The following is a 14,687-nucleotide window of genomic DNA, read 5'->3' as shown; positions in this document are numbered from 1 at the left end:
TCTCAATATTCCATGAAGAGGTGCCCTTATGAAAATCCATCCGCAGCGCTTCGCGCGTTTCCTCGCTGTCTGCATAGCCATCCTCGTACTTCTCTATGCCCTCTTCCACCTGCCGGGCGGAGAGGACGGCGACCCGCCCACCTACAAGGCGGAGGTGCTCAGCGTCACAGAGACGGAAAACGAGATCAAGGAGTTCGCCCCCGGCAGCCTGCAGTACGAGGTGCAGCTCCGCATCGACTCTGGCTCTGCCGAGGGGACAGAGGCGACGATCACACATCGCACACTGAACAATCCGGCCTTCGACATCCACCCACAGGAGGGCGATAACATCATCGTCCGCGATGAGAACGACACCTACGCCATCGTCGACTATGACCGCCTGCCTGCCATGCTTTTCCTCCTCCTCGGCTTTGCTGCACTCCTCATCCTCTTCGGCGGAATGACGGGACTCAAGGCGCTCCTTGTCCTCCTCTTTGCCGTTCTCCTCATTGCAAAGGGACTCATTGCGTTCATCCTCTTTGCACCGTCACATATCCTGCTCTGGACAATCCTCATCGGTGCTGTCATCACGCTTGCAACCCAGCTCATCGTGAACGGGCGCAACGTGAAGTCCGCAGGCGCCATCATCGGTACCATCGGCGGCATCCTCGTTGCAGGACTCCTCGCCGTCCTCGCCATACACTTTACCTATCTCACGGGTGTCTCCGAGGAACAGGCGGGCATGCTCAAGGCACTCTATCTGAAGGACGTGGACTTCCGCGAACTACTCTTCTCGGGCATCGTCCTCGGCGCGCTCGGCGCTGTCATGGATGTCGCCGTCTCCATCGCCTCCGCGCAGTACGAGATGAAGCTGCTCGCCCCCAAAACGAAGTTTCAGACACTCGTCTCCTCAGGGCTGAACGTCGGACGCGATGTCATGGGCACAATGGCGAACACCCTCGTCCTCGCCTACATCGGCGGCGCACTACCGCTCATCCTGCTCATCTCCGCACAGCCCGACATCTCTCTCCTGCACATCATGAACCTCAACATGATCGCTACCGAGGTTGTCCGCTCCCTCATCGGCAGCATCGGCCTCCTCTGCGCCATCCCCATCACCGCCTACGCCACCGCCTTCCTCATAACCATCCGCCCGCAGCGCAAAAAAAGGGAGCAGCTGCACGAAAACACATAATTTCATGCAGCACGCCCATATCCGTATCAAATATCCGCCCCCACAAACGGGGGTTTTTTCGTATGCGACTATGCTTCCTTGAAAATCCCGAGGAAAAACATACGGACGGAAAGGCGAAAAAGCTGATCCGAAACCGCGTTTTCATCCACCTGGAGAAACGGCTTCATCCGCTCTACAAGGGGAACATCCTTTTGAAACGATATTGTTTGTATTTTATATTGATTCATGCGCGGATGCTCATGAATCGCTTGCAAAAGCTGCAGATCGGACATACTGACATAGGGCTTTACTTCCCCCGCTCCACTGTACACATCCCGCATTCCCGTACGCATGATATAATCCAGCTCATAAGCGCAGGCCGGATTGCGAACTGGGAGGATCAAAGCACCGTCCGGTGCAAGAAGGTCATAGAGCCGTTCCAGATCGGCAAGCACATCGTCGAGCGGCAATTCATCCAGATAACACCCCGCCGAGATAATACCGTACTGCCCCTGCACCGGCATGTCCCCAATATGCTGTGCAGCAGCTGTCTCATCAAACAGATAGCCCGTATCCGGCAGGTAACGTTCATCAAAGACCGCCGCAGTCATATGCGGCGTATGCCCGCTACGCCGATAGATATTAAAGAGATCACAGGCGAGATCTCCAAAGCGCGGCTCCAACACAAGCACGCGTTCATTCGCAGAAATTGCGTGCCACCGTTCGAAGATCTCCGCACCGAAAAATCCTCCGCGCGAATCCCACGCATCCACCCCCCATTTCTCATAGTAGACCTGCCGCATCTCATCGAGTGCATTTCCCGCCACCTTGCGGCGTCCCTCGCCGAGTGTTACACCGCCAAAGTGGTGCATGAACGTGTCCTTGAGAAGAAGCTGCCGCCATCCTGTACGACGAAGAAGCGTTGATAAATCATCATCCACGAATTCCGCACGCGTATAAATCGGATCGATCAGCCCCATTCGATAGACATCAGTACGCGTTATAGCCAGAAACGGCATCAGCACAGGACGCTCCTCCCAAAGGGCAGAATTCATATGGTTGTGTGCTGCGGCAAATGTATGCATGCGTTCGAGGCCTGCAAACGTATTCGGATAGGGAACGGGAATCCCCTGATTGTTCGACACGCCTTCCTCATTGCACGTTGGGACTACCTGAGCAATATACGAGTCCGATTCTATCGCCGTATAGAGATGATCGAGCCAGTGCGGCGTTGCAATAACGTCATTCGAGAATCCAACAACGTACCTGCCCTCCACAATATATTGCTGCGCATTGATGGCAAGGATATTGTATTTCAAATTCAGCTTCTTCGCATGAGGCAAACTCTCAAAGTATTCCCGCGTACCGTCAGCCGAGCCGTTATTGATCGTGATGAGCTCAACCCGTCCATCCGAAAAATCCGTATGGGCAAAGATGCTCTCAACGGCAGCCTTCGTATACTCCAATTTGTTGTAGGCACACAGGACAATCGACACTTCGTACGGGTAGCTTTCGCGTGGGGCCTGATGCAGGTCGGTCATCGCCTGCATCAGTTTCTGTTGATGCGCCCTCCATTGCTCCGCATCCGAAAGGACATTGACATCAAGTCGCCAGAGCCATTCCATCTCAAGGACGAAGGGGCGAATCTCCCATGAAAAAATCCGCGCGAAAAGACTTGGATCACGCCGAAGCTCATCCACAGACGCCTGAATATTGCGTGCATATAGGTACACCTTTTGCAAAAGTCCCGTTGCGTCAGCATATTCAGCCTCGAACACCTCTGCAATCCGATGCAGATTGTCCATGATATCCGTTGCGGCGGGCGGCTCTTCTCCACGATCCAGTGCGCCCCGTACATATTCCACCGCCTCAACGGAGACATCCAACAGCGAACGTATCTCTTCCTGTTTCATGTCATTTCCTTTCCCTGTATCCCTCGGCAGCTATCCGCGCATGGCAGCCTTCACCACCTGCGCCATATAGTCGATCTTCTCATCCGTCAGTCCCGGGTAGACCCCGAGCCAGAACGTATCATTCATAATGCGGTTGGTCTCTGTGAGTGCCCCCACGATTCGATAGCCCTCGCCCGATGCACGCATCGCATCAAAGCACGGATGCTTCGTCAGATTGCCCGCAAAGAGCATCCGCGTCTGAATGCCATGCTCCTCAATATAGCGTACAATCTTTGCGCGACCGATACCTTCGCGGCAGGTTAGGAGAAAACCGAACCAACTTGGATTGGCACCCACCGTCGCCTCCGGCAGGACAAAAAAGTCCTCCATGTCCGCAAGTGCTTCGCGCAACCGTGCGAAATTATGCCGCCGCCGTTCCACAAAGGACGGCAGCTTCTTCAGTTGCGCCACGCCGATTGCCGCCTGTAGATCCGTCGCCTTCAGATTATAGCCGAAATGCGAATAGACGTATTTATGATCGTAGCCACGCGGCAGCTCTCCGTCCTGTCGGTCGAAACGGCGACCGCAAAGATTATCCTGCCCTGACGCGCAGATACAGTCACGCCCCCAGTCCCGCAGGGAACGCACGATACGGTGCAGGAGAGCGCTATCCGTATAGACCGCACCGCCCTCGCCCATCGTCATATGATGCGGCGGATAGAAGCTCGACGTGCCGATATCGCCGATCGTCCCCGTATAGTGCTCCGTCCCATCCAACGTATACTGCGACCCGAGCGCGTCGCAGTTGTCCTCGACGAGCCACAGATTGTGCGCGTCACAGAACGCCTTCACCGCCGCGAGATCGAACGGATTGCCGAGCGTATGCGCGATCATCACCGCCTTTGTCCGCTCTGAGCGTGCTCCCTCAAGAAGACTTACATCGGCATTGTACGTCGGCAGTGTCACATCCACAAAGACGGGTACCGCGCCGTACTGAATGATCGGCGCAACCGTTGTCGGAAATCCCGCCGCGACCGTGATAACCTCATCGCCGCGCCGCACAGCCCGCTCTCCGAGGAGTGGCGAGGTGAGTGCCATAAAGGCGAGAAGATTCGCCGACGAACCCGAATTGACGAGCGAACAGTGCTTCACACCCAAGAATGCTGCAAGACCGCGTTCGAACTCCTCCGTATAGTGCCCTGCCGTCAGCCAGAACTCAAGCGCACTCTCTACAAGGTTCTCCATCTCCTCGTGATCGTAGACCCGTGCCGCATACGGCAGCCGATCCCCCGGCGCAAAGCCCTCCTTCGGTGCATGATATTTCTCAGCGTATTCCCGTACCAGTGCGAGAATCTCTCCGCGCATCTCCTGCTCAGTCATTTTGCTCTCCCATACATCAATATTGATTCCTTCTCAAGGTAAAAGCCCATATCCCAACCGCAGCCCATCGACAAAATCAGTCACGGGCCGCCATCCCGCGTCACGGCAAATCTTTTCCACAGACGGTTGAAGGGAAAACACCTCCGCATTCGCCGCACCATAGGCGACATCACAGTATGGAGCAATGGTCTGCCGCGCCGCCTCGATAAAATCCCGCAGTGGTCTGTAGCCGCCATGCGCAATATTGTAAATCTCGCCCGCACGCCCCCGCTCGGCGAGCGCAAGAAGCGCATCCGCAGCATCTGCCGCATAGAGATAGTCCCAATTCTGTGCGCCCGAGGAAGAAAGCGCAAAGGGCTGTTCCAAACGTAGGGAGTTCACAAGTGCGGGCAGCATCCTTCCCGCCTGCTCATACTTTCCATAGAGACTGAACACGCGCCCCCAGACCCACGCGATCCCGAGATCCGCTGCACGCCGCTGCGAGAGCACACATGCGGCGAGCTTTGCCGCCCCGTAGGCGCAGACGGGATGCGGACACGTCTCCTCCGTGATGAGCACTGTCTGCGCTCCATACTCCGCCTGTGATCCCGTCACGATAAAGCGGCGGCAGCCGAGCCGTGCCGCCGCTTCAAGTGCGCCGAGCGTATCCGCAACGTTCCCATACTGTGCCGCAAAGTCATAGCGTCCGCCCTGCCACGCAAGATGGAAGAATACATCGCACGCTTCATCAATCATCTCATCCAGACGCGCATATTCCGACAAGTCGGCAGAAACAAGTGTCAGCCGCTCTGGCACGGCAAGGCGTACATTGTGCGGCGAGTTGGGGCGTACAACAGCATAGATGTGCGCGTCCTCCTCCCGCAAGAGCCGCTCCACGAGGTTCATGCCGAGAAAGCCCGCCGCGCCCGTGACGATGTAGTTTTTCAAGGTCGCTCCCTTCATCGTGCAGAGGATTGCCCCTCAGTACAGCCGTACCACCTCGTTTGGCAACCCCATCTTCTCTTTGATCTGTGTATGGATTGCATCCTGTGCGAGCTGGGAGGAGATAATGATGGGGAGAGGTTCACGCGCACGGAGTTCCTGCGGGGCGATGACGGGCACGCTGTAGATGGTCTTCCCCTGATAGTTCGCATTCGAGTCGATGATTGCCCGCACATGAATACCGTCAAGCAGCCCTAGCTGATAGAGCATCGCCGTGTGCGTCCCCGCCGCCCAGACATAGACCTCGCGTCCGCAATACGGCGCAAGACGAGCTTTCATCTGCGCGGCAAGCTGTTCCGCCCCCGCCAGATAGGTACGCATATCCGCCGTGCCCGCTTGATCGAATGTGCGTGTGGGCACGCCCTCCGACGTATGCCGCCAGAGCGTGAATACGCCGTAGCCGTTGCGGTCATAAGCCACGCAGGTCATACCGAATGCCCCCATGAGGTTCTGCATGGACGGGAGACTGAAGAAGTTTACGTGCTCCACACTGAACTGTTGATAGAGATCATGACAATCGGGAAACGCCGCAAGGTCGGGCACATTGAGATAGAGTGCACCGTCCTTTTTGAGATAGGAAAGAGCCTCTCTCACGTTCCCCTGAACATCAACGAGATGTTCAAGCACCCCCTCCATTAGAACAACGTCGAACGTCTCACCGACAAGCGGCGGTATGTCCTCCCCGAGTGCGCCTGCTACGGCACGAATCCCCCATCGCTCCGTGATGCCACGGCAGTTCTTCTCCGACGGTTCCAGTCCCGTGAGATGCCGAAATCCCTGTTCCTGCAGCATGTGCAGCATCGCACCGTTGCCGCAGCCAATGTCGATAATGGATTGCTCCGGTGCAAGATGGGTGCGCAGGAAACCGATGGCAAACGCATACTCCGCCAGAGCCTCCCGCGACACGGAGAACGCCTTCGTCTCGTACTTCGACATCATCTCATAGTAGTGCATGAGCGGCATCGTCTCCCCGATGTTATCCGCATAGAACGCTCCACAGCGCGTGCACTGCACGACATCGTAGCCGGAGAACGGCACGATGCTCTCCATGCCGCCAAAATCCCGATGAAAGACCTTTTTCGTTTCCTCCCCCACGCAGACGGGGCAGCAGCGCTTTATCATGGCGTGTCCTTTCCAAGCTCCCGTATGCGCGGGAGCACTTCCTCTTTATGATCATCAAGGTTATCCATCGGATGCCCGTTGAATTGCATGGATTCGCAGCCATTGCAGGAGGAAATCTCGCGATAACGCCCAGTGAGGTGCAGCTCCATATATTTTCGATGGATTTCGCCGTTCCATATATCCTTGAGACGGGTTCTATAAATGTTGCCGATCGGCAGCGGCGGGTATTTGCACCCACAGCAGTCCACGTTTCCATTGGTCTGGATGTTGATAAGGCTGAACAGTGAATCACAGACGAGCTTTTCTTTATAATCATATTGATAGCGGGTTCTCCCGTCCGACTCCGGACGGATGCTCGCATAGTCCACGCCCTCAAACGCGGCAAAGATATGCTCGATACCCATTTCGTCGCAGACGGAACCGAACATCTCATAGAACTGCTCATGTTCTTCTGCATTGTCGAGTGCCACATCCACCGTCTTGATGAACACTTTGCAGTTTTTCCGATACGCATACAAATAGGCAAGCTCCTCCAACAGGCGCGGATAGTCAATCCTGTAGCCACATGTGTCCTTGTACTTCGCCTCGGTCACGCCCTGCACGGAGACGATCATACGTGTCAGCCCAGCATCAATCAGGGCATCCGAGAGTTCATGCGTCAGCAGGCTCGCATTCGTTGTGATCTCCACGCGGTCGGAGAGCTCGCGTTCCCGTGCATAGCGTATCATACGCGGGAGGTCTTTGTTCATCAGGGGTTCTCCATACCCCCACATTCGCAGGTTTTTCGTGCGCCCCGTCCCACGCAAACGGTAGAACTCCTCAAGCTGTGCGGCAATCTCGCGGAACATGTCATACGTCATCATCTTCGGATTCTTGATCGCGTTCGGAATCGAGTGGTTGCAGTAGATGCACTTGAAGTTGCAGAAGTCACTCACGGTGATGCCAACCGAGAACGGCACGGGAATCGGCACGACCTGCCAGAGCGGGGTGCGGTTCTCATCGCGCCCCGTCCCAATCTTCGCCTGATAGTCTGTGTCAGCCATCTCACATCACCTCCAACCGCCGATACGGCAGTGCCGCCGCTGTCTGCTCGTTCGGCGCAATCTTGTCCTCTTCCCGCACAAACGCAACGGCGGGGCGACCGAGGCAGTAGTCGCAAGAAACGTAGTACGGACGGTTCTTCAGCTTTGCACGCAGTTCCGTGCGCAATTCCTCTGCACTCTTATCTGCCATCAGATCGACATAGTCACACTGTGCGGCGGGGATGCCTTTGAGATTCATCGCATTCGCGATAAACGGGCAGGGGTAGAGCCGCCCGCCGAGGAGTGTCAGGAGATCCTTCGCACAGCATTCGTAGAAGATACGGCGGTTCTCCGCCGGCGTGCGATTGTGTTTTTCAAACGAGGCGCAGCGCGTCCAGTAGTCGACGGGTTTCCGCTCATAGCCAATGCCAAATTCTTCGAGTTTTGCAATCATCGGTTTGAGATTACGCGAGAGGGCGTGATAATCGCTGACGGAGAACCATGTCTTGCCGCCCTCCGCCATCACTGCAAACACCTCATCCCCCGGCAGTATGGTCGCGTTCGTGTAGATGCAAAGGCGTTTGATCGCATCCTGTCCGTTCAGAAATGTAATAATCTCCTTCATCTCGGGATGCACGAACGGCTCACCGCCAAGAAGGCGCAGCTCGTACACCTCGTCATAGACAGTAAGGAGACGAGCGATCTGTTCTTGGAGTGCAAGAAGTCCGAAGTTCTGCGGTTTTTCATAGTACTGCATCAGATTTGAACACTCGCGGCAACGCAGGGAGCACCGCTCCGTAATCATGAAGTCGAGCGTATTCAGCGTCAGCCGCTCCGTATCGCAGTAATGATGGTGGACGTACCAAGCCGCCTCGAGACGCTGCCGCTCCATAAAGGGCAGTTCCTGCGGAATGTCTGAGAGCTCATAGAGGTCACAGACGGGATGCCACGGAAAGTCTCCCGCCGCCGTGATCTGCTGCACAACGGTATCAATATCACGCACAGCGATCAGGAATACGATGTTCTCACCGTATTCCCCGATCAGCGCAGGAAGCGTGCGGACGGGCAGCCCGAACGCCTCTCCCCCGTCACGCCCCAAGACGTTGTCACAGTATGCAGCGACAGAGATCCCCGCCGCCGTGCACCGTTTTCCTATATATTCCCCGACAAAGCCCGCGCCGAAGATCACGATGGCGCGTCGTTCCCTCGCCAGCGTATCATATACGAACAATCAAACATCCTCCTGTATGGAAAGCATTACGCTCCCTAATCCCTGCGAATATCCTCGAAGATGATTTTCGCATCAAAAAAATCAATTCCCTCGCGCAGCCCTGCCGCACGAAATTGCGTCCGCACAGCTCTGTTGTTGCGCTCATTGATGATACCGAGCAGCACGATCCGCTTTGCTCCGCACTGCAAGCCGTCCACAGGCGAAAGCACCGCGAGGCCGTCCACCTGCCGCCCCCAATGTTCCTCCATATTGTCCGAGAACGCATGGACGGGAATCCCACGCGTCCCGAGATAGTGCACGAGCTTGCGTGCAAAGACCCCCGTCCCAAAGACAACGATCTCAGGATTCTCCCGCAGTCGCTCATAGAATCCACGAATATGCCGCCGTCCGTTCACAAGTGCCGCGCGCATCAACCCCACACGCGCATACCATTCCGCTACGGCATGCTCCTCGCAGAATGGCGTGCATTTGAAATACCGCCAAAAGTAGCGGTCGGGGGTCCCGTTCACATAGTGGAACGGCTTCGACTCATACGCATAGTGCATGGCAATCACGGCATCCTGCACCGCAGGGCTTTCCTCATCGAAGAGCAGCCCGTCCATCCCGAGGAAGTGCTGGCAATGCGCGGGCAGGAGCTTTGTCTTTGCGTAAAAGAGATGGTGAAAGAGCACCTCGTCCACGCCCTTGACATCGGGATACTCCCGTACAAATGCCTTTGCCTGTGCAAGCAAATCACATGTGCGCCGGATCTCGGCAAGATTCATAATGACCATGCCGCCGTTGACACGCTTGTCAATCGTGTGCGTCTCCTCGTAGGAGTTGAACTCGCGGTTCAGCGCAAAGGAGTTCGCGTACTGTACGCCTGCAACCGCATATCCCTCCATCGGGATGTCCCAGAGTTCGCGCACATCCCGCTTCACGACGACATCGAGGTCGAAGAAGATCACCTTCTCCACATCCAAAAGGATCTGCGGGAAGTAAAATTTGTTCAGAATGACGGGCGTCCATGTGTAAATGTGGGAAAGTTCCATGAACGCTGCATCGATGTGCACCTCATGCCAGCGAAGAACCGCGCGATAGCGATCCACCATTGCCGTCAGCCGCACACAGTAGTCATCCGTACGCGTTCCGATAAAAAAGACGTGGATGGTCACGTCCGCCGTTGTATTCTCAAGGATGGAGGCGCAGAGTGTCGCCAAATAGGCATCATACTCCGCGCTCACCTTCGTAAAGTCGATGGATGCCGCTATGTGGATCATTGCCGCACCCCGCCCTCGAACATTTCTTCCTGCAAAATACTGTCCTCTGCAATATCGACGGCACTCACCCTGCCGAGGAGCTCCTCCATCCGTGCGGGCGGGATTCCCGTCCCAGGGCGCTTGCATGTCAGCATGTCCGCGCGAATGCTCGTCCCCGCAGGAATATGAACGCGTGCAACGATGGAGCGGCGCGCGTTCTGGCGTGCCGCTGCCTCCGTGGGGAGAGCCGCGAGTTCCCCGCTGCCGAGGACGGTATCCACATGGGCGATGCCGCGTAGAATCTCCTCCGCATCATGAGGATCCATCGCGTGATAGTGGTCGTTCCCGACGAGGGTCTTATCCACGGTAAAATGCTTTTCAACAAGGGTCGCTCCCAAGAGATACGCGGTCTTAATGACATCCATATCGGGCTTCGTGTGGTCAGAATACCCGATATAGGCATCGGGGAAGTGTTCCCGTAGGCTGCGAATCTTCGCCAGATTTGCGTGTTCCTGCGGGGTCGGATACTCAAGTACGCAGTGGAGCAGGACGAGTTCGCGGTCATTGTGAGCGCGGATGACGGCGACAGCGCGTTCGATCTCATCGAGATTCGCCGCACCGATCGAGAGCAGGATTGGCTTCCCCTTCTTCGCCATGTGTTCAATAAACGGCAGATTTGTGAGGTCGGACGAGGAGATCTTATAGACCTGCATCATTTCCGCAAGATAGTCTGCCGAATCGAAATCGAACGGTGTGGAGCAAAACTCGACACCTGTCTGCGCCGCAAAATGACTGAGTTCACGGTACTCATCCGCACCAAAGGAGTCGAATTTCTTGAACAACTCATACTGCGATGTAGTCGGCTCCTCGCTCGTATCCCAGTAGGAGGGCGAGTATTTTGAGGCGAGCGTCTCTGCCTTGTACGTCTGGAACTTTACCGCATGAATGCCCGCATTCGCCGCCGCGAGGATCATGTACTTCGCTGCTTCCATCGGCGAGATATGGAGTTTTGCAGCGATATCATAGTAGTTGACACCGATCTCTGCCATCAGGGTAAACCGCCCCGTGCGCAGACGCTCGATCAGATCATACGCCATAGGTACGTCCTCCTCTCCCGAGTATGATGTCCCGCACGCGCTCCACTCCCTCGCGCAGCGGATACTGCAAAAGGAGTTCGTGCATATTGCGCCGTACGGACGGTGTATGAATGAGCCAGTCGAGCGTATTTTCGATCATTGACTGCTCGACCTCCTCGCCCATGCCGAGATTGATGAAACCGTTCGCCATCTGTGCGAAACGGTGGGTCTGCTCGCGTCTATTCTGCGAGAGCACAATCGCGGGTACGCCCATCGCCGCCAGCTCGAAGATGGCACGTCCCTGACTGGTGATGGCAAGGTCGGCTTCCTTCATGTATTTCGATACACGCGGCACATTCGGATGGACGAAGATGTTGCAGTCCTCGCGCGTCACAACGCCATGCGCCTCATAGTCGTAGCCGACCCCTGTGATGAAGGAGAAGCGGATCTCCGGGTGGCGCGGTGCATACTTCAGCAGACTTCGGTAGATTTTGCGGTTTAGATTCGCAGGATCGGTGCCTCCGAACATGATGATGACGGAGCGCACCTCCTCGGAGAAGGCACGCGGCTGCTCGATCTGGAACTCCTCGCGCAGACAGACGTATTCGTAGCCGCTGTAGACATGATCGGCACGTCCCGCCTCGATGTAGAGTGCATTGACGGCGGCATCCGCCACCTCGCTGCCCGTGCCCAGATCCTCGATGGTGACGACGCGCGGGATCTGCTCTTTGAGGTGCAGGATATACTCCTCGTCTGTGTTGAGGCAGTCATTGACCCAGATGTCGGGACGGTAGTCCGCAATGATGCGGTCGATCTCCGTATCGTCATGAATGACAACATAGGGGAGCAGGGACTCCTGCACCTTCCGCAGCCCCTCCACAGAACGCTCGTGCAGAATCAGTAAGACATCGTGTTCCATCATGAGGCTGTATGCCATGGTCAGGCAGTTGTAGATATGCCCCATGCCGAGCTTCCTATAGCCGTCCACACGAAACACAATCCGCTTGCGCCGCAGTCGATGCTCGGCGAGAAGCCAGTCGTTCGGTGTACGCAGCTCGACGCTCTCATCCTCATCCGTTTCAAAGACAGAGACGCGCTTTCCAATGCGGCTGTCCGCCGTCACGAACGCGCGCCCTGTGATGAGGAATGCCCCCGTCTCAAGGTACTGTGGGCGGAGGTTCTGTCGATTCCTGCGCTCACCGTAAAGCGGAACGATTTCCCCGTCCCGCTTTTCCCAAAGAAGGCGCGGCTTGTTCACAACACTGAGAACAGTGTCCCATGCACCCGCGAAGAAATAATCCAGTCCCTGTGCAAGGGTCTCGGCACGCAGGAGCGGCGTGGTCGGCTGAAGCGTGACGACGAAATCGTATGCGATACCTGTGCGTGCTTCCATTGCACAGGTCGCATGATGGACAACAGGATCGATGGTTGCCTCATCCGTCGCAAGTCCAGGAGAGCGAAGCACAATGTCCGCCCCGTACTGCTGCGCGAGATCAGCAATCTCCACACTATCCGTTGTCAAGACAATATCCGTGATCGCGGAGCAGTGCCGTGCTGTGCGGATACTATAGTAGATCAGGGGCTTTCCTGCAAGAAGTCGGATGTTCTTCCGTGGAATCCCCTTGGAGCCGCCGCGTGCAGGAATGACCGCCAAAATACGCATGCCTCAGCCCTCCGAGATTGCCATATTCGCGCGGTGCTCCGCTTCAGGCAGGAAGGGGAACATATCCTCAAGCGCGGAGGTCTGCATCTTGCCGTCCGCCCCCATACGGCTCTTGATGTTTGGGACAAATTCCGTCTTGAGGTTGCTCAGCACCTCAATGACGGCGGGTTCATCGTCCGCAAGCGCACGTGCAACGACCTCATCCGTCATCTCCGCATTCTCGATGCGGTAGTAGTCCAGACGATAGGCGCGCGCAAGCTCCCGCAGCTTGGGGAACTCGATGCCGCTCTCCACCGTACAGCCCGCGAGTTTTCCGCCAAAGTGGGCGTTCTGCATCGTGTAGATCTGCCGATAGCCGAGGTTCGTATCGACAAAGAGCTTGATCGGAAGATGGTAGCGGTGCAGGAGAGCAAGCTCCTGTATGTTGTGCTGTAGACTGCCGTCGCCCTCGCCGACGATCACGCGCCGCCCCCCCGCCGCTGCGCACGCGCCAATCGCAGCGGGCAGTGCCGTGCCCATGCTGCCGAGCCCCATCGGACAAACATAGTCCTGCTGCCCCTTGAGCGGCATGTTGTAGGTATAGCAGAACGCCGACGGCGAAGCGAGAAAAACGTCGTCATCCTTCGCATACCGCTCAATCGCGTACGTCGTCAGATAGCCGTCCGACAGCTCGTCATCATGTGGGATGACATCGTTCCGCACGGGGTATTTCGCGCGCATCTCATCACAGTACGCGAGCCATGCGGGCGACATCTGCGACTTGTGTCCTCTCTTTTCCCATGCCGAATGAAAGCGTGCTATAAATTCCTTCGCATCCATCGTCACGGCATAGTCCACAGGCATACGCAGCTTATCGATCTCCGGCTGTGCGATGTTGACGACCGCCTTTTTCGCGTGCGGGGCAAAGCGCTCCTCGTTGAATACCGTGAGGTAGTAGCGCAGACCGCAGCCGATGGAGAGGAGGAAGTCGCAGTTCTGCAGTGTATAGTTCCCATAGCGCGGGGCGATACGTCCAACATTGCCGAAATAGTAACGGTCATCGCCACGATGAAAGGCACGTTTCACGCGCTGCGAGGTGAGCACGGGCATCCGTAGTTCCGCTGTAAGCGCGCGGAAATCATCGAGCGCGTCCGCGAGAAAGACACCGCTGCCGATAAGGATCGCAGGGCGTTCGGCGCGTGCGAGCCCCTGCGCAATACGCGCAATCGTGTCATATTGTTCGTCAGACACCGAATCCGTATCCGCTGCGGGCGGCGTATAGCCCTCAAGCGTGGCGGGATCGATCTCTGCCGACTGCACATCGAGCGGAAGGTCGATCCATGTGGGTCCCGGCCGCCCATGGGTGGCGAGATGGATCGCCTTCTCTATCTCATAACGTATGCGCATAGGGTCTTTTACCGTCACCGCATATTTCGCGATGCTCTCCACGATAGGGATGATGCCGATCTCCTGCGCTCCTGTCTGACGCACTCCTTCCAGCTGCGTCATGTCGGCGGTCTTGACCTGTCCCGAGAGGATGAGCATCGGCGTCGAGTCGATGAAGGCCGACCCAAGGGCCGTCACCACATTTGTTGCGCCCGGCCCCGTCGTTGCAAAGACGACGCCGAGGCGATTCGAGCACTGTGCGTAGCCGTCGGCAGCAAAGCCCGCGCCCTGCTCGTGCAGCGTGTAGTATTTATTGATCGTATCTTCCCGCGCCACCGAGTCGAGGAGGTGCATAATGCCGCCACCTGCGAGCAGGAACACATCCCGTACGCCGTTGTCCCTGAGTTTTTGAATCACGTAATCCGATAGTTTCATGCTTTTCCCAACTTTGTATATTCTTACCGTAACATCCCTATAAACTTTATCGAACGACACGCGATCTGCATAAGCGCATGCCAATGCCCCGATGCTTAAGGAAGCACTGATAAATTCAGCACCGCCATC

11 protein-coding genes are annotated in these 14,687 nt (G+C 56.5%); 1 reads left to right on the top strand and 10 read right to left on the bottom strand.

The window, feature by feature from the left end:
- The first annotated feature begins 28 nt into the window (after positions 1 to 28).
- On the top strand, positions 29 to 1,174 hold the full coding sequence (locus HMPREF9163_RS06420) for a YibE/F family protein (protein WP_009440918.1): 1,146 nt from the start codon (positions 29 to 31) through the stop codon (positions 1,172 to 1,174).
- Between the two features lie 68 nt (positions 1,175 to 1,242).
- Here the strand turns inward: HMPREF9163_RS06420 and HMPREF9163_RS06415 are convergent, their stop codons facing one another.
- From HMPREF9163_RS06415 to HMPREF9163_RS06370, 10 genes are read right to left on the bottom strand one after another with little or no spacing between them, the layout of a single operon-like run.
- Positions 1,243 to 3,066 carry a glycosyltransferase family 2 protein gene (locus HMPREF9163_RS06415; protein WP_009440917.1) on the bottom strand — a complete coding sequence of 608 codons (1,824 nt, stop codon included), beginning with the start codon at positions 3,064 to 3,066 and terminating at the stop codon, positions 1,243 to 1,245.
- A 30-nt stretch (positions 3,067 to 3,096) separates the two neighbouring features.
- Complete coding sequence (gene rfbH, locus HMPREF9163_RS06410) at positions 3,097 to 4,425, bottom strand: lipopolysaccharide biosynthesis protein RfbH (protein ID WP_009440916.1); 1,329 nt, start codon at positions 4,423 to 4,425, stop codon at positions 3,097 to 3,099.
- 33 nt (positions 4,426 to 4,458) lie between these two features.
- The gene (locus tag HMPREF9163_RS06405; protein WP_157049424.1) at positions 4,459 to 5,352 is read right to left on the bottom strand and encodes an NAD(P)-dependent oxidoreductase; all 894 of its coding nucleotides are present in this window, start codon (positions 5,350 to 5,352) and stop codon (positions 4,459 to 4,461) included.
- A 33-nt stretch (positions 5,353 to 5,385) separates the two neighbouring features.
- Positions 5,386 to 6,528, bottom strand: coding sequence for a bifunctional 2-polyprenyl-6-hydroxyphenol methylase/3-demethylubiquinol 3-O-methyltransferase UbiG (locus tag HMPREF9163_RS06400; RefSeq protein WP_009440914.1), 1,143 nt, complete (start codon positions 6,526 to 6,528; stop codon positions 5,386 to 5,388).
- Positions 6,525 to 7,571, bottom strand: a complete 1,047-nt coding sequence (locus tag HMPREF9163_RS06395) for a radical SAM/SPASM domain-containing protein (RefSeq protein ID WP_009440913.1) — start codon at positions 7,569 to 7,571, stop codon at positions 6,525 to 6,527. Before HMPREF9163_RS06395 ends, HMPREF9163_RS06400 begins: the two co-directional genes overlap by 4 nt.
- A 1-nt stretch (position 7,572) precedes the next feature.
- Positions 7,573 to 8,781: a radical SAM protein gene (locus HMPREF9163_RS06390; RefSeq protein WP_009440912.1), complete on the bottom strand. Its 1,209-nt coding sequence runs from the start codon at positions 8,779 to 8,781 to the stop codon at positions 7,573 to 7,575.
- 35 nt (positions 8,782 to 8,816) lie between these two features.
- Complete coding sequence (locus HMPREF9163_RS06385) at positions 8,817 to 10,040, bottom strand: glycosyltransferase (RefSeq protein WP_009440911.1); 1,224 nt, start codon at positions 10,038 to 10,040, stop codon at positions 8,817 to 8,819.
- Entirely contained in the window at positions 10,037 to 11,116 is a 1,080-nt protein-coding gene (locus HMPREF9163_RS06380; protein ID WP_009440910.1) for an N-acetylneuraminate synthase family protein, read from the bottom strand. The genes HMPREF9163_RS06385 and HMPREF9163_RS06380 overlap by 4 nt, the downstream gene beginning before the upstream one ends.
- Positions 11,106 to 12,758, bottom strand: coding sequence for a cytidylyltransferase domain-containing protein (locus HMPREF9163_RS06375; RefSeq protein ID WP_009440909.1), 1,653 nt, complete (start codon positions 12,756 to 12,758; stop codon positions 11,106 to 11,108). Before HMPREF9163_RS06375 ends, HMPREF9163_RS06380 begins: the two co-directional genes overlap by 11 nt.
- A gap of 3 nt (positions 12,759 to 12,761) precedes the next feature.
- Positions 12,762 to 14,558, bottom strand: coding sequence for a thiamine pyrophosphate-binding protein (locus HMPREF9163_RS06370; RefSeq protein ID WP_037346330.1), 1,797 nt, complete (start codon positions 14,556 to 14,558; stop codon positions 12,762 to 12,764).
- Positions 14,559 to 14,687 lie beyond the last annotated feature (129 nt).

This window comes from Selenomonas sp. oral taxon 138 str. F0429 (assembly GCF_000318175.2).
GTDB lineage: Bacteria > Bacillota > Negativicutes > Selenomonadales > Selenomonadaceae > Centipeda > Centipeda timonae.
The sequence above is the reverse complement of the archived record's forward strand: the minus strand, read 5'-3'. Positions and strand labels throughout refer to the sequence as shown.

Coding starts and splice junctions, on each gene's coding strand:
- HMPREF9163_RS06420 (WP_009440918.1), top strand. CDS start 29: ATGAAAATCCATCCGCAGCGCTTCGCGCGTTTCCTCGCTGTCTGCATA.
- HMPREF9163_RS06415 (WP_009440917.1), bottom strand. CDS start 3,066: ATGAAACAGGAAGAGATACGTTCGCTGTTGGATGTCTCCGTTGAGGCG.
- rfbH (WP_009440916.1), bottom strand. CDS start 4,425: ATGACTGAGCAGGAGATGCGCGGAGAGATTCTCGCACTGGTACGGGAA.
- HMPREF9163_RS06400 (WP_009440914.1), bottom strand. CDS start 6,528: ATGATAAAGCGCTGCTGCCCCGTCTGCGTGGGGGAGGAAACGAAAAAG.
- HMPREF9163_RS06395 (WP_009440913.1), bottom strand. CDS start 7,571: ATGGCTGACACAGACTATCAGGCGAAGATTGGGACGGGGCGCGATGAG.
- HMPREF9163_RS06385 (WP_009440911.1), bottom strand. CDS start 10,040: ATGATCCACATAGCGGCATCCATCGACTTTACGAAGGTGAGCGCGGAG.
- HMPREF9163_RS06380 (WP_009440910.1), bottom strand. CDS start 11,116: ATGGCGTATGATCTGATCGAGCGTCTGCGCACGGGGCGGTTTACCCTG.
- HMPREF9163_RS06375 (WP_009440909.1), bottom strand. CDS start 12,758: ATGCGTATTTTGGCGGTCATTCCTGCACGCGGCGGCTCCAAGGGGATT.
- HMPREF9163_RS06370 (WP_037346330.1), bottom strand. CDS start 14,558: ATGAAACTATCGGATTACGTGATTCAAAAACTCAGGGACAACGGCGTA.